The sequence below is a fragment of the Pseudoalteromonas sp. H105 genome (genome assembly GCF_001469215.1).
Taxonomy (GTDB): Bacteria; Pseudomonadota; Gammaproteobacteria; order Enterobacterales; family Alteromonadaceae; genus Pseudoalteromonas.
In genome coordinates this window covers 212,165-231,987 of sequence record NZ_LOFH01000002.1, presented here as the reverse complement: position 1 = coordinate 231,987, position 19,823 = coordinate 212,165, and the positions used below count along the sequence as shown (strand labels likewise).

Annotated in this window: 17 protein-coding genes and 2 pseudogenes; 6 read left to right on the top strand and 13 right to left on the bottom strand. The window is 39.8% G+C overall.

Annotation, left to right across the window (positions count from 1 at the left end):
* Positions 1-13: 13 nt before the first annotated feature.
* Both ATS75_RS04585 and upp read right to left on the bottom strand, forming a co-directional pair.
* The gene (locus ATS75_RS04585) at positions 14-1,264 is read right to left on the bottom strand and encodes a uracil-xanthine permease family protein (protein ID WP_082665401.1); all 1,251 of its coding nucleotides are present in this window, start codon (positions 1,262-1,264) and stop codon (positions 14-16) included.
* A gap of 9 nt (positions 1,265-1,273) precedes the next feature.
* On the bottom strand, positions 1,274-1,903 hold the full coding sequence (upp, locus tag ATS75_RS04580; protein ID WP_058559252.1) for a uracil phosphoribosyltransferase: 630 nt from the start codon (positions 1,901-1,903) through the stop codon (positions 1,274-1,276).
* Between the two features lie 239 nt (positions 1,904-2,142).
* Between upp and ATS75_RS04575 the strand changes: the two genes are divergently transcribed.
* A complete protein-coding gene (locus ATS75_RS04575; RefSeq protein ID WP_152996182.1) occupies positions 2,143-2,937 on the top strand; it encodes an ABC transporter substrate-binding protein in 795 nt (264 codons plus the stop codon).
* On the opposite strand, the gene ATS75_RS04570 is transcribed toward ATS75_RS04575, so the two are convergent.
* Complete coding sequence (locus tag ATS75_RS04570; protein WP_058559250.1) at positions 2,927-3,901, bottom strand: Gfo/Idh/MocA family protein; 975 nt, start codon at positions 3,899-3,901, stop codon at positions 2,927-2,929. The two genes, ATS75_RS04575 and ATS75_RS04570, sit on opposite strands and share 11 nt — an antisense overlap.
* The gene (locus ATS75_RS04565; RefSeq protein ID WP_058559249.1) at positions 3,902-4,858 is read right to left on the bottom strand and encodes a kinase; all 957 of its coding nucleotides are present in this window, start codon (positions 4,856-4,858) and stop codon (positions 3,902-3,904) included. It abuts the gene before it with no gap.
* A gap of 372 nt (positions 4,859-5,230) precedes the next feature.
* On the opposite strand from ATS75_RS04565, the gene ATS75_RS04560 reads away from it, so the two are divergent.
* From ATS75_RS04560 to ATS75_RS04545, 4 genes are read left to right on the top strand one after another with little or no spacing between them, the layout of a single operon-like run.
* Entirely contained in the window at positions 5,231-6,400 is a 1,170-nt protein-coding gene (locus tag ATS75_RS04560) for a response regulator transcription factor (RefSeq protein WP_058559248.1), read from the top strand.
* Positions 6,401-6,416: 16 nt separating this feature from the next.
* Complete coding sequence (locus ATS75_RS04555) at positions 6,417-8,213, top strand: PAS domain-containing sensor histidine kinase (RefSeq protein ID WP_058559247.1); 1,797 nt, start codon at positions 6,417-6,419, stop codon at positions 8,211-8,213.
* Positions 8,214-8,215: 2 nt separating this feature from the next.
* On the top strand, positions 8,216-8,563 hold the full coding sequence (locus tag ATS75_RS04550) for a response regulator (RefSeq protein WP_058559246.1): 348 nt from the start codon (positions 8,216-8,218) through the stop codon (positions 8,561-8,563).
* Positions 8,553-9,722 carry an EAL domain-containing protein gene (locus ATS75_RS04545; protein WP_058559245.1) on the top strand — a complete coding sequence of 390 codons (1,170 nt, stop codon included), beginning with the start codon at positions 8,553-8,555 and terminating at the stop codon, positions 9,720-9,722. The genes ATS75_RS04550 and ATS75_RS04545 overlap by 11 nt, the downstream gene beginning before the upstream one ends.
* Before the next feature lie 492 nt (positions 9,723-10,214).
* On the opposite strand, the gene ATS75_RS04540 is transcribed toward ATS75_RS04545, so the two are convergent.
* A complete protein-coding gene (locus tag ATS75_RS04540) occupies positions 10,215-11,273 on the bottom strand; it encodes a serine hydrolase domain-containing protein (protein ID WP_058559244.1) in 1,059 nt (352 codons plus the stop codon).
* A gap of 270 nt (positions 11,274-11,543) precedes the next feature.
* Between ATS75_RS04540 and ATS75_RS04535 the strand changes: the two genes are divergently transcribed.
* Complete coding sequence (locus ATS75_RS04535; RefSeq protein ID WP_058559243.1) at positions 11,544-13,469, top strand: hypothetical protein; 1,926 nt, start codon at positions 11,544-11,546, stop codon at positions 13,467-13,469.
* Positions 13,470-13,767: 298 nt separating this feature from the next.
* On the opposite strand, the pseudogene ATS75_RS04530 reads toward ATS75_RS04535, so the two are convergent.
* From ATS75_RS04530 to ATS75_RS20580, 8 genes and pseudogenes are all read right to left on the bottom strand, one after another.
* A pseudogene (locus tag ATS75_RS04530) lies at positions 13,768-14,813 on the bottom strand (transposase).
* 213 nt (positions 14,814-15,026) lie between these two features.
* A complete protein-coding gene (locus ATS75_RS04520; protein WP_058559241.1) occupies positions 15,027-15,398 on the bottom strand; it encodes a hypothetical protein in 372 nt (123 codons plus the stop codon).
* Positions 15,399-15,415: 17 nt separating this feature from the next.
* The gene (locus ATS75_RS20725; protein ID WP_268801556.1) at positions 15,416-15,550 is read right to left on the bottom strand and encodes a hypothetical protein; all 135 of its coding nucleotides are present in this window, start codon (positions 15,548-15,550) and stop codon (positions 15,416-15,418) included.
* A 170-nt stretch (positions 15,551-15,720) separates the two neighbouring features.
* Positions 15,721-16,290, bottom strand: a complete 570-nt coding sequence (locus tag ATS75_RS04515; protein WP_058559240.1) for a hypothetical protein — start codon at positions 16,288-16,290, stop codon at positions 15,721-15,723.
* A 242-nt stretch (positions 16,291-16,532) separates the two neighbouring features.
* Complete coding sequence (locus ATS75_RS04510; protein ID WP_058559239.1) at positions 16,533-16,907, bottom strand: hypothetical protein; 375 nt, start codon at positions 16,905-16,907, stop codon at positions 16,533-16,535.
* A 626-nt stretch (positions 16,908-17,533) separates the two neighbouring features.
* Complete coding sequence (locus tag ATS75_RS04505; protein WP_082665399.1) at positions 17,534-18,166, bottom strand: tyrosine-type recombinase/integrase; 633 nt, start codon at positions 18,164-18,166, stop codon at positions 17,534-17,536.
* Positions 18,167-18,266: 100 nt separating this feature from the next.
* Entirely contained in the window at positions 18,267-18,677 is a 411-nt protein-coding gene (locus ATS75_RS04500) for a hypothetical protein (protein ID WP_058559238.1), read from the bottom strand.
* Positions 18,674-19,624 (bottom strand): annotated as a pseudogene (locus ATS75_RS20580) (RHS repeat domain-containing protein); the annotation flags it as partial. The gene ATS75_RS04500 and the pseudogene ATS75_RS20580, both read right to left, overlap by 4 nt.
* Positions 19,625-19,823: the final 199 nt, after the last annotated feature.

Sequence of the window (19,823 nt, the reverse complement as noted above, 5' to 3'; positions counted from 1 at the left end):
ATTCTGTTCAAAACTACGCGGACTTTTCAGCCTTAGGTAGTGCAAGGTTCAGTACAATGCCTAAAATTGCACATAAACTCACACCCTGTAGACTGAACTCACTGCCACCAACATGCATACCACCAATCCCGCACACTAAAATAAGTGCAACAATGGACAAATTACGCGGTGCAGTAAGGTCTTCCCCTGATTTTACTAACGAGTTAAGCCCCACGACGGCAATAGAACCAAATAGTAAAATCATAATGCCACCCATCACTGGCACTGGGATGGTTTGCAAACCTGCGCCCATCTTAGCCACAAACGCTAATACAATGGCAATCACCGCCGTCCACATCATTACTTTAGGGTTAAAATTACGCGTCAGCATGACCGCCCCCGTCACTTCTGAGTAGGTCGTATTTGGCGGCCCACCAAATAATGATGCCGCCGTAGTTGCTAAACCATCACCAAATAAGGTTCGATGTAAACCTGGCTTTTTAAGGTAATCTTTATGAGTCACTTGGCTTATTGCCATCATATCGCCAATGTGCTCAATTGCAGGTGCAATTGCAACGGGAACCATAAATAATACTGCTTGCCACTTAAATTCAGGCCAAGTAAATGCAGGCATCGCTATCCACTGTGCGTTAGCCACTGCATCAAACTGCACTAAACCTAACACCAAAGATAAACTATACCCGGCTATTACCCCGGCAAGAATCGGCACTAATTTAAAAACACCTTTGCCCCACACAGCAAAAATAAGCGTCACCAACAAAGAAAAAGCGGCCACCCAAATTGCCTTGTCATACGCAACTAATTGCACTGCGCCATCACCACTTTTACCCATTGCCATATTGACGGCAACAGGCGCAAGCGCAAGGCCAATCACCATAATCACCGGGCCAACCACCACGGGAGGAAGTATTGTATGTAACATTGCTACGCCTTTTAGTTTGACCAAAAGACCAAGCAACATATATGCAGCACCCGCAGCCATTAATCCGCCCATAGTGGCAGGCACTCCCCATAACTGCACGCAAGCAATAATAGGCGCAATAAATGCGAATGAAGAGGCTAAGAAAATGGGAACTTGGCCTTTTGTGACCAAGTGAAACAATAAAGTGCCAACCCCTGCTGTAAACAAAGCAACATTCGGATCAAGGCCTGTCAACAGCGGCACCAATACCAGCGCACCGAAAGCGACAAATAACATTTGCGCCCCCGTTAAGATGGTTTTTATAGAAAGAAAGGACTCTTGCGTCACATTACTTTTAGTCACAATAATAACCTAAACAGTACCAAATATTTTATCGCCAGCATCACCTAGACCAGGGATGATATACCCCTTTTCATTTAAATGTGAATCAAGTGCAGCCGTGAAAATCTCAACATCAGGATGTGCCGCCAAGGTTTTTTCAACCCCTTCAGGCGCCGCCACAAGTACAATGACTTTAATTTCTTTACAGCCTGCTTTTTTTAGCATATCGATTGTGGCAATCATCGATCCACCCGTTGCCAACATCGGATCAATCACTAAGCTTAAACGTTCATCAATTTTACCCACCAGCTTTTCAAAGTATGGAATTGGCTCTAGGGTCTCTTCGTTACGTTGTAAACCCACAACACTGACTTTTGCAGCTGGTAACAGTTGCATTACGCCATCCATCATACCAAGGCCTGCGCGTAAAATAGGCACCACGGTAATTTTTTTACCTTTAATGTGCTCAACGTCTAATTTATTGCCATCCCAACCTTGCACTTCTACCTTTTCAAGCGGTAAATTTTTAGTCGCCTCATAAGTTAATAACGTGCCGACTTCAGATGAGAGCTCACGAAAACTTTTTGTGCTTATACCAAATTCACGCATTAAACCAAGTTTATGCTGAACGAGAGGGTGATTAATTACATGAATTGCCATTATTGTTGCCTGATAAGGAGAAAAACATGATTTATTTTAACGTAAAAAATTACAATAAGCTGAAAAAACCAAAGATTAACAATAAAATTTTCTACCTATACACATAACGCTCAGATATAGGTCGCTTTAGCGCATTTTGTTTTAATTGCACTATAATCAATAATTATGCAGCCACTGAAATATGCGCTATGCCTCACTTTTTCTGCTATGTTTTATTATTTTTTATCGCATCAACACACATGGCCAATGCAGCAAGTAAAGTGGCCCCTTTGCATATTCAGCTTGTGACAGACTTTGCCCCACAGCTAGACGATACGCCGCAAAACGCTGCGACCAAACTCATGCTAGACATAGAAAAAGCATTAGATGGCCAATTAAGCTTGGCATTTGTACCTGCAAGCCGCTTACGAGAGTGGAAGCAACTTCACACTTCACCAGATGTGTGCTTGTATAGAAAAGTAAAAAACGCCGCAAGAGAAGAAAATGCTATTTTTAATCAGTATCCAATCATGGCCTTCCCCGCCAATCGTTTGATCACACTTAATAAACCTCACCTCCCAAAACAAATGTCCTTGGCTGATGCCATTGGCAAATACAGGCTTAAAGTAGGGTTTACCAGTGGTCGTTCCTATGGTGAAGAGATAGATAATTACCTAAGCGTAAACTCTGGATCGTTTATTGCTCTAGCAGGCACAACAAGCGCTGCCCGATTGAGCAGGATGCTATTTGAGAAAAAAATTGATGCCATTATTGAATTTACCGCCGTCTTTTTTTCGCGCCACAACAAAGACCCCCGCATAAATGATGCGCAGTACATCGAGATAAAAAATGCAAGTAACACACTGTTTGGTTATATAGCATGTTCAAAATCACCACAGGGTAAGCAAGCAATAAAACTGTTTGATAACGTATTGCAGCAAGAAAATATTCAACGACAAGTCATTAGCGCACACATTAATATTTTTGATTCAGCTGAAGAACGTCGATTGATTAGTGCGCTAAAACGTGCCTATCAAGTCCCAGTCAAGGAGTAAGAATTTGCTGCATCACCCAACTTGTGTGCGTCGCACTGTGCGCTGTTGACGGGTGAGTATGCCCCTTTAAAAGTGATTCAGCCATATTTTGCACATGATAAAGCTGAATATTTTGCGGATTAGCAATGTCATGTTGTTGCACCCCTTTATCATTCGTAACCGTTATAGGGCGCTCATCAAACACACTAAAACGTATCTCGCCGTTTGAGCCGTAAACAATCACATCATCAAAACGCGAAAAACCACCAAAGTTCCAGCTGCCAGAGCCAGTTACGCCTTTTTTGTGCTGCCAGCATGCTGTAATCGCATCAAACGCGCCATACAAACCTTGTTGATTAGTCGCCATCCCGCTGACTTTTTCATACTCACCAAATAAAAAGCCAAACAAATCTAACCCATGGCTGGCCAAGTCATCAAAATAGCCACCTGGCGCAATGTTTTTATCGGTTCGCCAATTATACTGCCCTGATAAATCAAGTGGGTTAGGTGCTTTGTTGAGATGCCAACTGATATGACGGACATCCCCAATGGCCTGTGCATCAAGCAATGCTTTAACGTGATTAAAGCGAGGTAACGAACGCCTATAATACGCAACAAATACAGCAAGGCCTTTATCAGCAAAGGCGTTATTAATTTGTAAACTTTCTTGGTACGTGGGTGCAAGTGGTTTTTCGATACAGCAAGGTTTGCCTGCGTCAGCCACTTTTAATGCGAGGGCTAAATGGCTATCCGGAGGCGTTGCAATGTACACCGCATCTATATGAGGGCAATTAATTAATGCATCAGCATCTGGATAGACATGGGGGATCTGATGGCGCGCAGCGTACTCAATGGCTAATGCCTTATCCCGACGAGTAACACCATACAATTCAAAGGCGTCTGTTTTTTGATAGGCTGGGCCACTTTTAACTTCAGTAACGGCACCACACCCTATCATTCCCCAGCGTATGACTTGGCTGCTCATTTATATTCGTCCTGTTTGTTCATAGTGAATAACTGTATCGTATTGCTTAAGCATGTACGCGTTTATTTTACCATGCGCCGGGCTCCAGCCTGCTAAAAAACGATAAAAATCGGTCCAGGCATAAGGCCAAAGTGCTTGCCATTGAGTAATGACTGACTGAGCGTCGCAAGGTATATTAAAATGTTTAATTGCACAGCTTAAAAAAGAGTAATATGCATCGAGGTATTTATCCGTGAGAGTGAGTAAGGCGTGTTCATCCAAACAGCTCCCCAGAAAATACATTAAATCAACAATGCCAACTCCTTTACCAACATATTGAAAATCATAACCTAATACATCTAATGTTTGGCTATTGATTGCAAAGTTTGCCAGTTTTGCATCTCCATGAATGAGTGTATTGTATTCACACGTATTGAGTTTATTTTCCACTCTATGAGCTAACTGCTTTAATTCCCCATTGGGCATGTTTGCATATTCATCTGGGCGAGTTGATAAATGCCAGTAATTTCCCTCATTCCAGAGTTCATCCCCATTATTATTCAGGTGATAAGCATGAAAATAAGCCAGCCATTTAACAATCGACAAAATGTGTTCATCGCAAGGGACTGCCGGGGTAAAACCTTGCTGTGTAAAATCAGCAAAAACAAGTACGTAATTTTGGTCTTTTTTTAATGTGTTAAAACACGTTAAAGCACGGCATTGCAGCGGTAGTGTGTCGCTATAACGACGATACCAGCTGTATTCAACGTGATAAGAGTGTTTTTTGCGGTCAATTGCCACAGCACTTTGTGTAATACGGGGATGGTTGATATGATCGGGTACGTTAATCGCTTTTAACACACAGGGTTTATCATCTAATGAACACCTAACTATTTCACCACACCCACTCCACAGTGACGTAATTGTCTCCCCTATGCAGACACGACTAAAGTGTGCGTTTAATAACTCGATGTACATTTATCAATAGGCTCCAAAAGTAAAGAGTTTCGCTTAGCGAAACATGGTCACAGGTATAAAAGTCATCATGTCACAAGCGCTCATGACCATATATCAATCTTTTAATTTAATTCACAGGTTATACCTTGATTCTTAAACTCATTATTAATAAAAAGTAATGACAAATACGTTCCTCAAATATCAATTTGACAGATTCAGTTACCATGGTTAAAGCACAGTAACGGAGTAAACCCGCTGATTAGCTCTGAAAAAATAAGGGGTTGCCCCTTTTATCTATCCATTCCTTATTTATTTAACTGTTTGTAATTTCTCATAGACAGTCTATAAATAAAATAGGCGTTAACTGTAGCGTCAGCTTTAATGGAGTATTCAATGGCAGCGGCAGTACCCAAAGATCCCATCTTTATCATAGAAGATGAAATTCATTACACAGAGCTCTACACTGAAGTCTTAAAAGATGATTTTAACTGCGTGTGTTTTGATAATGCGCGTAATGCCCTCACTGCACTAGAGTCAATGTCACCTAAAGTTATTGTTTTAGACTTACACTTACCGGACCTAAATGGTATTGATTTTTGTAAAGCACTCAAAGCACAAACAACTAACAATACAGAACCAGACATTATCTTTGTATCAGGAGAAACGGATAGTAATATTAAGTTAGCCGCTTTTGAGGTCGGTGCATCCGACTTTATAACTAAACCATTTGAGCTTAAAGAGTTACTCTTCAAAGTAAAAAGTAGTATCAAAAGAAAAGCCCAAGAAGAGTCATACAAACAAGATATTACAGATAGTCAAAAGCTCATTCACACCACCATGGAACAAGCATCGCAATACAGCATTGTAATGCGCTTTTTTAAGAATTTAAGCCATTGCCAATCAATTGAAGAAGTGGTTAATTTGTTTTTTACAACGATGGATAGCTTTCAACTTCCCTGTTCTATAAGAATCGCGCTTCCCACTATTGCCTACTTTCAAAGTAATAAAACAGACGTACCACCGATAGAAAAAGAGGTATTCGAAATCTTACATGATAAAGGCCGAATATTTCCTTTTTCCAACAGGATGATTATCAATGATAAACACGTTTCATTTATAATCAAAGCATTGCCAGACGATGAACATGCCATTGGGCAGATCCGCGATTATGTCGCTGCCATCATCGAGGGCCTAGAAGCAAAAGTACTTGAACTGTATTCGCAGCTAGGCATGAACGAAGCCATAAAAAAATTAACCGAAAACATTACAGCGCTAAAACAAGGCGTAAACGCGCACAATGAAATAACAAACTCTGTAATGTCTAATATGATGTTAGAAATAGCCAGTAGTTATCACGTCTTAGATATGACTGATGCCCAAGAGGTGTTTCTTAGTGGTTTAGTTGAAAAATCAACAAATGACTTAAGCAAAGCGGAAGAACATTTAGTGACAATAATGGGCGGATTGGAGGGCATTAGAGCGAGTATGTTGAATGTTCAAAAAGCAGTCGAAGGCGGGCATGATTCATCACAAGCAACATCAGATGATATAGAGCTGTTTTAAATTAAGAGACGTTAATATGTATAAAAAGTTTTTTAATTACTCTAATGAGTTACTTTGCATAGCCAACATGGATGGTTATTTTATCGATGTTAACAGTACGTTTGAAAAAACACTGGGTTACTCTAAAGCTGAATTGGTATCCAAAAAGTTTATAGATTTTATTCATCCCGACGACAAAGAAACCACAATAAAAGAGATGGAAAAACTGTCTAGTGGTGGGCAAACACTGAAATTTCAAAATCGGTACTTGGATTGTTCAGGCAACATATTATTTATTGAGTGGAACGCCTTCCCCGACACAGATACAGGGTTGATTTACGCTGTAGCGCGCAATGTAACGGACGAAAAAATAATCAACAATAATTATGTGCAATTACAATCAGCACTTACCAAGAATGTGATTTATGCAACAACCGATTTAAAAGGAAACATCACCCAAGTAAATGATAAGTTCTGTCAGGTCAGCGGATACTCTCGTGAGGAGTTGATTGGTAAAACGCATCGCATCGTTAACTCGGGTTTCCATGATATCTCTTTTTTCAAAGACATGTGGAAGACGATTTCTAAAGGCCATATCTGGACTGGTTCCATCACCAATAAAAGAAAAGATGGTCGCCTCTATTACCTAGAAAGCATTATTATCCCCATATTTGACATTAATAAAAAAATAGAAGGTTACACAGCAATTCGCTTTGATATTACTGACAAAATTGAATTTGAAGCCAAATCTAAAAAAATATTAAAAATACTCAACGAAACAAGCTCCATCGCTAAGATAGGTGGGTGGGAACTTGATGTGAAAACAGGTGAACTTTCTTGGACAGATGAAACCTTTAAAATACTCGGTGTAGAAAAAAAGAATAGTCAAACACCTGTTTTACCGCAAGGGCTTAGCTTATTTGTGGAAGAACATAAACCTCTCATTGATGAAGCGGTCTCAAAAGCGATTGAATTAGGCATACCCTACGAACTTGAACTTCAAGCACAATCTGAGGACGGTGACATAAAATGGATTTTCACCGATGGCAAACCAAATTATATTGATGGCAAAGTAGCAACACTTTCTGGCACAATCCAAGATATTCACGATAAAAAAATCACTGAAATTAAATATAATCAGGAGCGTCAAAAAAGCATTCAAAATGCTAAATTTGCTGCATTAGGAGAGTTATCCGCAAGCATAGCCCATGAGATTAACAACCCGCTGGGCATTATTTCGGGCTACTCGGAATTACTCAAGTATCAGGGAAACAGTGAGTCAAATGGAAAGTTAGACGCTATATTAAAATCATGCGACCGTATCTCGTATATTGTAAAAAACCTAAAGCGGTTTTCGCGAACAGATGATGAGCCTATAAAAACCCGATTTGAATTAACAGAACTGACTAAAGAAGCGATTTCATTGGTCATGCCTAAAATAAAGCGCAGTTTAATTAGGTTTACCCCTGCTTTGAATGGCCCAGCCTATATTTACGGCAATGAAATAGAAATAGAGCAAGTCATTATAAACCTGTTAAACAATTCGATAGATGCAATAAATGGCCAGGAGGAACCTTGGCTAAATATCGCGGTAAAAGTACATGCAAACTCAGTATTAATTGAAGTCACAGATTCAGGTGATGGCATACCAAGAGATATCCAACTTAAAATGTTTGAACCGTTTTACACCACCAAGGAAACCAATAAAGGCACAGGGCTTGGTCTTTCTGTTGCGAAAGGGATCGTAGATGACCATAACGCAATCATTGAGATTGATGATTCATCACCAAACACACTAATCAGGGTTACGTTTAATGTAGCTGAGGTAAGTTAACCATGGCTAATATTGTATATTTAGACGATGAAAAATGCCTAACGGACATTTTTGAATTGGTTTTTGAGGATTCTGCTCATACTATCATTACATTTAACCACGAAAACGACGCGATTAAACATTGCCAGCAAAGCCCACCTGATATCTTCTTTGTCGATTATAGATTAGAAAGCATGTTAGGCGATGCAGTTGCCCATCAATTACCTCACGGTATTGCGGTTGTTTTAGTGACTGGCGATTTGAAAATTGAAAGCGACTTTATATTCAGTCATATAATCAACAAACCATTTAAGCTTGATGAACTGGTTAATGTTGTTGAAAAATTAGGCGCTAATAAACATGAAAATTGAGCGTTTAATCGTACTCGACGACGACCCATTGTATGTAGAAATGTTTAGCGATTTTTCTAAGCACCTCAACATTGAATATAAAGGGGTTGCCACCTCTCGCGCACTCTTTGAAATTGATTTAAAACCATCCGATTTAATTTTGCTAGATGTTTATTTAACTGGAGAAGATGGCCTAGACACCATTACAGCACTAGAAAGCCAAGGGTATGAAGGATATTTAAGTTTAATGTCTGGTGCATCAGACAATGTGCTTACTCCATTGTATTGTTATATTGAGTCTTTACAAATAAAACAACTCCCCAGATTAAATAAGCCAGCGCGTTTTAAAGAAGTGATAACGCTCCTTGGAACTGAACCTAAAGAATTAATTAATCAGACGTCCCCTTCTTTAGGTATCGAAAATTCACAGATTCTATTAGATTCTCGCACGTTAAATGAATGGTTTAAAAAAGAGTATATTTTCCCTGTTTTTCAGCCTCAAGTATGTATTACGACAAACAAAATAATTGGAATTGAATGTTTAGTTAGAGTAAAACACCCTGACATAAAAAGCTTACAGCCACTAACCTTTATTAATTTATTAGAGGCAGCTAATTTGATCAGCGAATATACGCTGTTAATGCTTGATTGTGCGTTACATAAATTGAGTCAGTTATTGATTAATAATAGCAATTTATCCTGCTCATTCAATGTGTCTGCGCTTAGTTTAACTGAACAATTTGCAGATTCATTTCGTCTAAAAATAACGCAACATAATATTCCTCCAAAGCAAGTGATTATAGAACTGACCGAGTCCTCTGCCGTTAATATGAATAAAGAAGCCCTCTATGCCATATCACGATTAAAAGTATCAGAGTTTCCATTATCAATTGATGATTTTGGCACTGGGTACTCATCTATCAGGCAATTAGTGGATCTTCCTTTTGATGAATTAAAAATTGATCGAAGTTTCATTGTCGATGTCAAAGAAAACATCAAATCACAAGCGATCTTAAATGCAACTATCGGACTTGCTAAGAGCCTTAATTATCGACTTGTTGTAGAAGGTGTTGAAACACAAGAGCAAATAAACTTCTTTAAAGACAAGGGCAATTTAGTTATCCAAGGTTACTATAACTTTAAACCCCTTGAGTTTAATGAATTAAATAAACTGTTTTAAATCACATATAAAAAAACCACATTTAATATCGAGTACGTTATGTGGCTTTTTAAAAATCTGCGCTCATTGTTTTTACTCAAAGGCGTGTGCTGTTTACCCACCCAAACACAATACAAAGTGCAAAATGCGATTAAACTTACTAGGGCCTGTTTACCTTTCAAGGTTAAATTTACAGCAACCTGTTTGATATTTAGGCAAGGCAGCGCCTATGTGGTGTGCTATTCCCCATAAATAGGCGATAACGCAGCACCAATGCCAAACAGGCGCTGCCATTCGGGTTCTACCTAAGGGCGATTAGCTCTTTGTTGCCTACATGGAGGTGGTAAGGGGCGTGAGCACTTAGCTCGGTTTTGACTTAGCCCACTAGGTTACATACCTCACGCCGCGATCAAAACGCCCCGAGTTTGAACAAATTTTAATCCGCAAAGGTCAACAGACCCTAGCTAATAAAAACAAAAAGGGCCCGATGATTTCCTCTTGGCCCGTTCAAGTTTAGTCTATGTCAATTAAGCCCATAATGTTAGAAGCAAGCCTATCGGATGGAAATTCCTCTTCATTAGCAAGCACTGCAACAAAGTAACCGTTGTCTTCTGAGCGCAAAATATAACTAATAAACCCATCAATCCCGCCACCATGCTGATAAAATGTCTCATCATGACGATTAGTACTGACGCTCCACCCAAGCGCGTAGCCATTTAAGCCAACGGTATACATTTTTTGCGTCGACTCTTCAGAAATCAAGGCACGGTTTGTCACCCCATGATGCCATTTATACAAATCCTCCACAGTTGATACTAATGACCCAGCCGCATAGGGTGTTGTCATAGATAAATTACTTACAGCGCTATCGTTGCGGTAGCCTTGTGCAAATTGATCATAGCCAATGCGATCTTTACCGTAACTGCTATTGGCCATATCAAGCTTTTGAAATATAGACTGCTCAATAAAATCGGCATACGTCATTCCTGATACTTGTTCAATTATATACCCTGCAAGTACATAGTTAGAATTGGAATACGTATACTGGGTGCCGGGCTCAAACGTTTGCGGTTCATGTTTAAATTTTTCAATTAAAGCAAGAGGGGTAAGCGCCTTGTTTTTATATGACTTAAAATCATCGCGATCTGTATAATTTACAATCCCACTGGTCATGTTTAGCAAGTGAGTTAACGTAATATTATCGCCATTAGGGTAATCATTGATATACATTGATAGGGGATCATTAAGTGATAACAAACCTCGCTCTTCGAGCATTAACATCGCCATTGATGTAAATTGTTTGGTTATGGAACCAATCCGAAACACCGTATCGGGAGTATTTTCGACTTTGTTTTGCCGCTCGGCATAACCATAACCCCGACTCAGCAATACGTGTCCATCTTTAGCAACCAATACTGACCCCGAAAAATCTTGGCTTGCAACATACTCAGCTAATGTCTGGTTTTCTTTTGGTTTTGTCACCTCTACTTTTTTGTCATTCGTACAGGCAATAAGAGTGAGAGATATCACTGAAAAGATAAGTGATTTAAACAAAGGTTTCATAATATTCATTTTGGTTTACTCCGCTAGCAATCATTGGATTAATCGTATCAGAGCTTACGTAACAGCAATGTTGGCAATTTGTTTGAAAATGTTCACTTAATTTAACAATTAGTGTTTTTTGTATTTAAAAGAGGTGTGTTCTTTTAATCATAAATATCGATTGCCAAGTAATAATATTAATTAAAGTGTTTACTTTTAGTTACATAGTGCCTTTGACGGCTTTACCCTATTGAGGTAAATTACTGCTGCTAAAAAACAACAAAATATTAAAGGATGTAAATGAAAAAGCTGATTAGCATTTCACTGCTTGCAGTGGCATTAACTGCCTGCGAAGATACAAAAAAAGAGACTGACCCAATCGAGTTGAATACCGCACCGACGCTCTCAGCTCCTTTATCAATTAAAACAAAAGCCTTACAACCTTTTAGTTTAGAGGTTGATCTTTACGATGCCCAAAATGATGCAATCACGGCTATGCTAATAACCCCTCCTGAATGGGTGAGTGTTAGCACACGTGATAACAAAGCAACCTTTAATGTTGACCCCAGTCTTTTTGACGTTGATAGCCATACATTTATCGTTGAATTATCTGATGGCCAAGCAAGTAACCAATATCAGTTAACTGTTGACGTTGAAGAAAATAGAGATGCATGGCAGCCCATAGAACTTAACGATAGTGAAATAATAGGAAACTGGCACACCGAAGACCAAAACATGCTTATTTCGTTCGCTACCAAAGATAGAGGCATCCTATTCAATGACACTATTTTAAGCAGTTTTCTTTGGGCTAACCCTGATGTCATTACATTAAGCACGCAGTTCGTACCAAATTGTATTGGAGACGGCTGTGCGCAAAGAGAGCTAATAGAAATTGATGTGCTTGCAAAGCGTGATGATGCGATTCGCGTTGAATTTTTTAATGTGACTGAAGATAAAGGTGAAGTAGTCACGCTTTATAAAGATATTCCTTCGGCTATTTCTTCGGGGTATTACACTAATCACTCAATTTCATCATACAAGATAGTGAGTCACTTAAACGCAGAAAGTGAAGACAGCTTTTTTGAAACGCAAATTGCAATTTCGTTACCTATGTATGATAGCGCGGGTACAACAACAGACGCAGAATACGTCGACTTCTCTGCTGTATTACAAGGTACTCGACTCACAATAAACTCAGCTAAAACAGTTGCCACCATTGATAAGCTTCAAAAAAATAATGAAGGAAATACGTTTAATGCGCAGTTTGATGTAAACCTAGAGCATGCCGATGTGGTAGCGCAATTTAATGAATTCCTCGTGCTCAAGTTATCTCATTCATTAAGCTACCATGATGACTTAACAGCCAATAACATTCTTGAAACACCTGAACTACTCGCTGCTATGGACACGCAAGAAAGCATTTTTGCTGTAAGGGTAATAAAGCCTATGGCAGTGCCAACACTAGAAACAGGCAAACGCTATACAGGGCGCCTCATACAAGGGCAAGTAGACACAGGTGAAGGCCTTGCTATTCGGTATGTACCTTCAAGCTTTTTAGTCTCTGCAAATGACAATGCAACCGTATCCTTTGACAACCCAAAAACGGGCGAGACGTTTAATTGGCATTTAAGCCTTGATAATAATGGCGAGACAATCAAAGTATCAGGCAATGGTGAAGAATCGACATTACATTTCTTTGAGCTTTTTGATGGGCAAACAATCGTAGCGCATGCACGTAATAAAGAGCAACGCCATACTATGCTAGGTTACCCACTTCTTGAGGTAATCGATGAAGAAGAGGTAACACTCGCAGATTACAAACATTTCTTTAATTACCTGCGCGAAGACTATAACTCTGGCTACAGTTCAGCTTACTGGTATTTAAATGATGACAATACCGGTTCTTTCCTAAGTTTTGCACAAAATGGGCTTACAAATTCTTCTAGCTTAGAACCAAACACATACTGGCAATTTGAAGAAGATAACAGCATTACATTTGCAATGATGTCAAACTGCCCAGAAGCAACTGATTTTACAACCTGTAAAACCAGCATTTTAGCAAATGAAACAGGTACATACCTTTCCCTTATTAACTTTAAGTTACTCCACAAAGATGGCAATAACTACTTGTTAGACCGTTTGTTTTGGCAACGCGTGTACGATTATAGCGAATCAACGTACAAGGAAAATATCTACCAAAACAGCTACTGGTTAGGCAAATCATAAATTAAATCCAGAGTGCCGCTTTTGTATAAAGGTATAAAAGCAGCACACTAATTATCATAAAAAACTAAATATAACCGCGCATAGGGCTCTAGAATCGTAAATAAACTAGACAGCCACTTTAATTAAGTAAATATGACTGTGCGACTAAGTTTACTCTTTTGGACTAAAAACTTATTTCTTTTCTGTTTTCACTAACACATCGCTCATTAAGTGAGCGTTTATCACTGTTACACCTAAATTACACGCATAAAAATAACTGCATGATTGCAGTTTTCATTCTTATTGAGGACTTTTAACTTTATGCCAACAGCTTTTCGCTGTTGCTGACGTTGCTACGCCGTTTTCTGTTCAAGTTTTCACAGTAACTCTCTTGTGAGGTCGTCCTACCTACTGCGCCATGAAATACCCGCGTAAGTTGCGTAGTCAGTTTTAACCAGTTTTCTGGGGAAATATTGACTCTTTCTAGTAAAGGTAAATGTGTGCTTTCAATATACCCGCGTTTACCTTCTCGTATACAACGCCCTGTTAATTCAACTAGTTCAAGGTAGGATTTAAGTTCAAACGGTAATCCTTTTGGCATAATTTGACGTGGCATGCCGGCAAAACGCAATAGTTTTTTTGGTTGCTTGCCTTCTGTTACGCTTTCTAATCGTTTTTGTACGCTTGTGTGGTCCGATGCTTCCGGTGTTTGCGCCATTTTTGCTCTGATAGGATTTAAATCAACGTATGCCATACAGGCGGCGAGTGCGGCTTCATCAAGCAAGGCTTGTGACTTGAACCTTCCTTCCCACAAAGTTGTAAGGAAAAACTTTGAACGCCTTAGGCGGCCCGAAGGGTGAGCGCCATGGATGGCAGCGAGTAAAACCTACCTGTGCAGTTATCTTCTTTATTTGCTTTGCGCGCTATATCTTCATTTAGCAAACGCATAAACCAGCTAATACTTGATAAGCGTTCGCGATACTGTTTGACCGTTTGATTAAAAAAGATGAGTTCTGCTTTACTTAGCTTCTCACCTTGTACGTATTTCTGCGTTAACAAGGTGCCTTTACACAGTTTATGCCAGCGAATAACAATCGCTTTGTCATTAAGTCTGTTGGCTTTTTTATCATCTACATACAGCACTAAATGAGTGTGGTTACTCATGACTGCATAAGCACATACATCAATGCAAAATACCTTGGCTAATCCAAGCAGCTTATCTTCAACCCAGCCTCTGTGATGCTCAAAAGACTGACCTGTAAAACGATCTTCACCGCACAAAAAAGCACGTCGAACACAACGTGAAATACAGTGATAATACTTTGTATCTGCCAAACTTACTTGACGCTTTCTTGCAATTGCCATGTGACACCCTAATCATATTTTGCACTAATTAAAAGTTAGTGCAAAATATAAAAAATACAAACATTAGGATGGGTGTCTTCTTTATTTCTCTTCTTTATTTCACCAGCCTTTTGATTGATATTAAGAGTATAGCCAGTATTCAAATCTACAAACTTAGTTGCACCAAAGCACTCGAATGAAAAAAAAGCCAACCACAATAAAATTCTCATAAATTTACTCTCCAGTATCATGATTCATTACCGCCTGAGACCACTTGTATGCAGGAGTTTCAAAATCACCTCCCCCTTTGAAGGCGGCGGTGCCCGGTGATGATGTGTGCCAGTATTCATGCAGAAGAACCTCAGCTAATCCCGATGTAGTTGTCTTTCCTTGCAAAACAATCCCTCCTGCAAACAATTGAACTGACTTAACTTTCTTGTCTGGACCAAAACGCTCAACTATAGCGCCAGTATGTTTTTTCTTGGATATTTTGTCATCTAGGTGTAGGGAGCCCTTGTTCTTGGACCACTCAAAAGGGGTGCTATCGAACTCATCAACACTTAGGCCTGCGCAGTCAGATGGTGATGCAGCGCAAAATGAAGTCATTTTCTCCCTAGCCAGCCTCAAACATTAAGATGGGTGTCTTCTTTGTTTTTGCGTTCACGAACATCTTTATATTTGCGGGTATTGGTAACTTTCGAGTTTTCGGTGTTTGGGGTGGGTGTTCTGTAATCTTCTAAGTTGCTGATATTACTCATCGGGTTCTCCGTAACTTTCGAGATTATAGCTGAAAGTGGGAATGTTTTATACGGTGATGAAGATTGCTAGTAATGCTGAAGAAGGTGTGACGCTGTGATGATGGATGAATTGAAACGGGTGTAAATGATCAAAATACCAGCAAAGCTGGTATTTTGATCATTTTTGAAGGTTACTTACAGCTTAATCTACTAGGTAGGTTTGTTAGGTGCTTTTTTATTAACCCCCACTCATCAAGCGCAGCGAGTGGTATATCAGCCTTTAGATGATATTTAGCAGAGTTGGTTGTTATCGTGCATTCACCCATAGTATCGGATAAGGTGAAGCAACTACCGATATAGCCCTTCATTGAGAGCGAACTTGAAGAATCAAATAGGTGAAATACACCCACAGACTCCTCATCTTCCACCTTCACCAAATTGTTGACTGTTGATAACTGGTCTTTGTCCAGCATGGCTACGTGTGACTCAAGCTCACTAAAAAACTTTGATGTAACGGCTTTATCTGATGCCGTTATGTGAACATATACATCACCAGAAAGGTTGCTACTCCAGTCATTTAAGTCTTGAGTGATTGTGACCTCTTTCGTGACACTAGAATTCAGCATATCCGCAGCAACAAGTTGTTCGTTGCTAACACATATTTTCTGGTTTGATATTAATTCAAACTCTGTCTCTGACGAACAGGAAGCCAAAGAAACTAATGCGAGCATCCCGCAAAGCAATCTCATGTTTATATTCATATTACCTACCTTGCTGGGTCATGGTGCGAGTCTTCATTAGATATATAGCCTTGTCCAAAGCACATATGCCCACACCAAGAATCAAATACTCTTGTTGCGCCGTTTCTGGTTGGAAACCAAATTCCAAAACTTGGTAAATTGGCTATTTTATTTGTCATCCACGCCTGTGCTGATACGAATGGAACATAACCTCCAAACCCTATTGGAGTTCCTCCGTAAACGTGTGGACTTAAACCTTGGTTTTAGAATACCTTATGATGAAAAACAGCAGCTTGATACTTATCTAGAACTCCCCACCTTTCACCTAGCTTACCAGTGAAATCCCTTTGAACTGCAGTTGCATGACCTCTCATTACTGCAATCCCAACATTTTCCATAAAAGAGTTTACATCACCAATACTGGCATCTGAAGATAACTTCCCAGACATGACGCCATCGTATATTAACCTACCCTTTAAAACTTGAGCCATATCCCTATGCGCATCAGTTACAGCCGAGTGTTCAGGGTCCCACAATGCGAGCCCAGCTAATGACCACGGGTCTCCACTCTCGTGACGGGAGTTCCAATATTCCTTCATTTTACCGTCGGCTGCAAACTGCCTTTGCTCAGCAGTCAATGGTGCATGACCTTCTCCACTGGTACAACAGTATCACCTACCGCTAGTCCAACACTAACCTACCCAATTTCCCAACATCATCAATCCGTTAGTAATCATTTCATAGTTGCCCATCATCATCAACAAAAGTTGACCCCATGATGCGTTTATCTTGGTTAGCATCATCAAGACTTCAAGAGCCACAACTTATCATCAAGGTATTAGTAGCAATTTAAAACCGCCTAATGCTTGCTGATAGGGGGTTGGATAGTTGAAGTGGCGGAGATGGTGATGATGTGTAGAGATGACTGGGTGGTGATTATGATGAATGGTGTTTGAATATTAAGTATGACTTGGACGCTGCACGACAAGGTTGCCTATTGAACACTTTACATTGCTTGCGGAAGAAACCGACCAGCAATTACGCTAACCCTTATCTTCACTGGCTTTCATGCTGGTTATTGCAAGCCGACTAGAGACCGACCACATAGCTAACAACCATCAGTGTAGTTAGTGTAGTTTTACCTTTCATTTAACAAAACTATTTTAAATTTTTCTCTATGAATAGTTTATAAAAAAGGGGGCTAAAACTACACTGCTACACCAAAACTACACTAGTCATCAGCAATGTCAGATTGCTAGTAATGTTAATTCCAGAAGTTATCGAACCGACCAACAGCAAGCTCTGTATAGCGAACAGTGTGCTGGATATTCTTGTGACCCATGTAATGCTGAATGGCACGAGTATCTTGTTGAGAGTTCACGAGAGCAAAGCCAGTGCTATGTCTTAACATGTGATGATGGATGGGGAATGGTAACTTAGCTTTATCACCAGCACGTTTTATCATCTTACGAACTGTACTGGTTGTTATAGGGCTTTTTCGTTCAGTAATGAAAATGTATTGGGTGTCGGGGTAATCACGTTTCAGTTTACGTAATGCCCGAATTTCGTCACCTGATAATGGATGAACACTGGCAACGCCATTCTTCAGTCGGTTCACATGAATCAAACCTTGGTTCAAATCAATCTGCGACCACTTCAAATTGACCAACTCAGACACACGCAATGCATGACGGTAACTCATCATCACCATTGTCATATCTCTGTGACCATGGCGTCCGACATTCTTTGCAGCTTTGATGATGCGATTTACTTCATCGGGTAGAAGATATTCACGTTCACGAACTTGGCTGTATTTGGGTGGGACTGGAAGAACTTTCCGATTTTCGATGGTTGGGGTGGTGCTGTGATGATGCTTGAACTCTACAACTTTACTCATATTGGCTCCGTTAACTTTCCCGATTATACGCGAAAATGGGAATGTTTTATACGGTGATGATGGGTTACCTGCCACAATAAGGTGACAGGTAACAGACCTGTTACTTAGAGTGCCTTATTATCTGTTTAACATTGAATATTTGACCTTTATTAAACCCTCCATAGCCCCTGTTTTTCGCATCAAACTCCCCTGTAACCCTAACATACTCTCCATCTAATTCAGTAAGCCCCTCTAAGTTTTCAGAGGTAATCCATACAGGTAGGTGTATGCTTAGTGATGACTCAAAAACGTCTTCAATAAAATATTCCTTACTAGGGTATAGAGTGGCCAAGTCTAAATCAAATTTATATACACCAGTTATCTCAATATTCTTTCCATGAAATTTATCTGGGCTAACAAGTACTTCATACATGGAAACTGAAATAACCTCTATATCACTTTTTGCATGACCCCTTACGAATAAAGAAGTCGACATGAACATTAAAATCAGTATTAATTTAAAATTTTTCATCTTTTCAGTGCCTTTTTTATTTCTCTTCTTGATAAATTTGCGTCCGAAGGATTCCAGTTTGGAGAAATAGAGCCTGTACTTAACGTCCTGACCTGATACTGCCCACCCTTGTACTCGAGCACCTTTATAACTCCAGATGGTGTTCGAAAGTAATTAGGCGCATTTTTTTTGACCAGAAACGAATGGTCGCCAGGTCCTGGCATTTCCCTTTTTTTTGTAGTTGCCTCTGCCATACCACTATGAGGATGGTTGCTTTCAACATGTGAATGAGCTACAAAACGAATATTTTTAGGTGAGTCGAAACTGCAACCTTTATTATTGCAAGACTCAGGTTCTATGTGTTTCCCTGATTTATCAACTAAAATCCCCTGTTCCTTGGTCCCACCACTTTCAAAGTTATTGATTATTTCTGTAGCTTGACTGTCCATTTCCTTTGTACCTAGTACATCTTTGCTGGGTACCGAAAGTTTTGCACTAGTTGACTCTTCAGCACTGCCTGTAACAGATATTTGACTTTGATTGGTACCACCATTCCCTTCTCCCGACTTTTGAGCAATATTTTTCTGACTGCCTATATCCATACTGGCGACTTTGCCACCGCTGTAAGTCGCTGAAAAAGATTGTGTCTTTGTTGCCCCATTCCCCGTTGTAAAGGTAGCAGTACCAGACACATCAGTCGTCACTGTACGTTTAATTCTTGATCCAGTTACAGCAACTTTTTCTGTGGTTTTGGTGTGCTCTATTTTTGTAAGCTCTTCTTTAGCATACCCAGTCGGATCAGTCCCCGCCAGAGGATTATTCATAATATACGAATACGGGTTTATCGACTGTGAATTTCCAGGTGACTGAATAAGCGGATCTACACTCATAAACCTGCCAAGGTTATAATCGTACACCCGCCCGTTCATATGAATGAGCTCTACATTATCTAAATGTTCGTGATCGGTAAAGCCTCTTCGTGTTTTAGCATCCTCTAAGTCATCAAGTTTTGAATTGCCATACGGCTTTAACTCGCCACTGGCTAGCCGTGGTTTACCAAATGGGTCAAAATTACGCTGTGCTGTGGGCCATACGTAAAGGTGAGGGTTTTATCGTCTTTTATAATTTGTGTTGGCTTGTCCATTTCGTTTTAAATGGCACGAGTAA

What these genes read in the sequence shown, in the direction of transcription:
- upp (WP_058559252.1), bottom strand. Translation starts at nt 1,903, where the DNA reads ATGGCAATTCATGTAATTAATCACCCTCTCGTTCAGCATAAACTTGGT.
- ATS75_RS04575 (WP_152996182.1), top strand. Translation starts at nt 2,143, where the DNA reads ATGGCCAATGCAGCAAGTAAAGTGGCCCCTTTGCATATTCAGCTTGTG.
- ATS75_RS04570 (WP_058559250.1), bottom strand. Translation starts at nt 3,901, where the DNA reads ATGAGCAGCCAAGTCATACGCTGGGGAATGATAGGGTGTGGTGCCGTT.
- ATS75_RS04565 (WP_058559249.1), bottom strand. Translation starts at nt 4,858, where the DNA reads ATGTACATCGAGTTATTAAACGCACACTTTAGTCGTGTCTGCATAGGG.
- ATS75_RS04560 (WP_058559248.1), top strand. Translation starts at nt 5,231, where the DNA reads ATGGCAGCGGCAGTACCCAAAGATCCCATCTTTATCATAGAAGATGAA.
- ATS75_RS04555 (WP_058559247.1), top strand. Translation starts at nt 6,417, where the DNA reads ATGTATAAAAAGTTTTTTAATTACTCTAATGAGTTACTTTGCATAGCC.
- ATS75_RS04550 (WP_058559246.1), top strand. Translation starts at nt 8,216, where the DNA reads ATGGCTAATATTGTATATTTAGACGATGAAAAATGCCTAACGGACATT.
- ATS75_RS04545 (WP_058559245.1), top strand. Translation starts at nt 8,553, where the DNA reads ATGAAAATTGAGCGTTTAATCGTACTCGACGACGACCCATTGTATGTA.
- ATS75_RS04540 (WP_058559244.1), bottom strand. Translation starts at nt 11,273, where the DNA reads ATGAATATTATGAAACCTTTGTTTAAATCACTTATCTTTTCAGTGATA.
- ATS75_RS04535 (WP_058559243.1), top strand. Translation starts at nt 11,544, where the DNA reads ATGAAAAAGCTGATTAGCATTTCACTGCTTGCAGTGGCATTAACTGCC.
- ATS75_RS04520 (WP_058559241.1), bottom strand. Translation starts at nt 15,398, where the DNA reads ATGACTTCATTTTGCGCTGCATCACCATCTGACTGCGCAGGCCTAAGT.
- ATS75_RS20725 (WP_268801556.1), bottom strand. Translation starts at nt 15,550, where the DNA reads ATGAGTAATATCAGCAACTTAGAAGATTACAGAACACCCACCCCAAAC.
- ATS75_RS04515 (WP_058559240.1), bottom strand. Translation starts at nt 16,290, where the DNA reads ATGAATATAAACATGAGATTGCTTTGCGGGATGCTCGCATTAGTTTCT.
- ATS75_RS04505 (WP_082665399.1), bottom strand. Translation starts at nt 18,166, where the DNA reads ATGAGTAAAGTTGTAGAGTTCAAGCATCATCACAGCACCACCCCAACC.
- ATS75_RS04500 (WP_058559238.1), bottom strand. Translation starts at nt 18,677, where the DNA reads ATGAAAAATTTTAAATTAATACTGATTTTAATGTTCATGTCGACTTCT.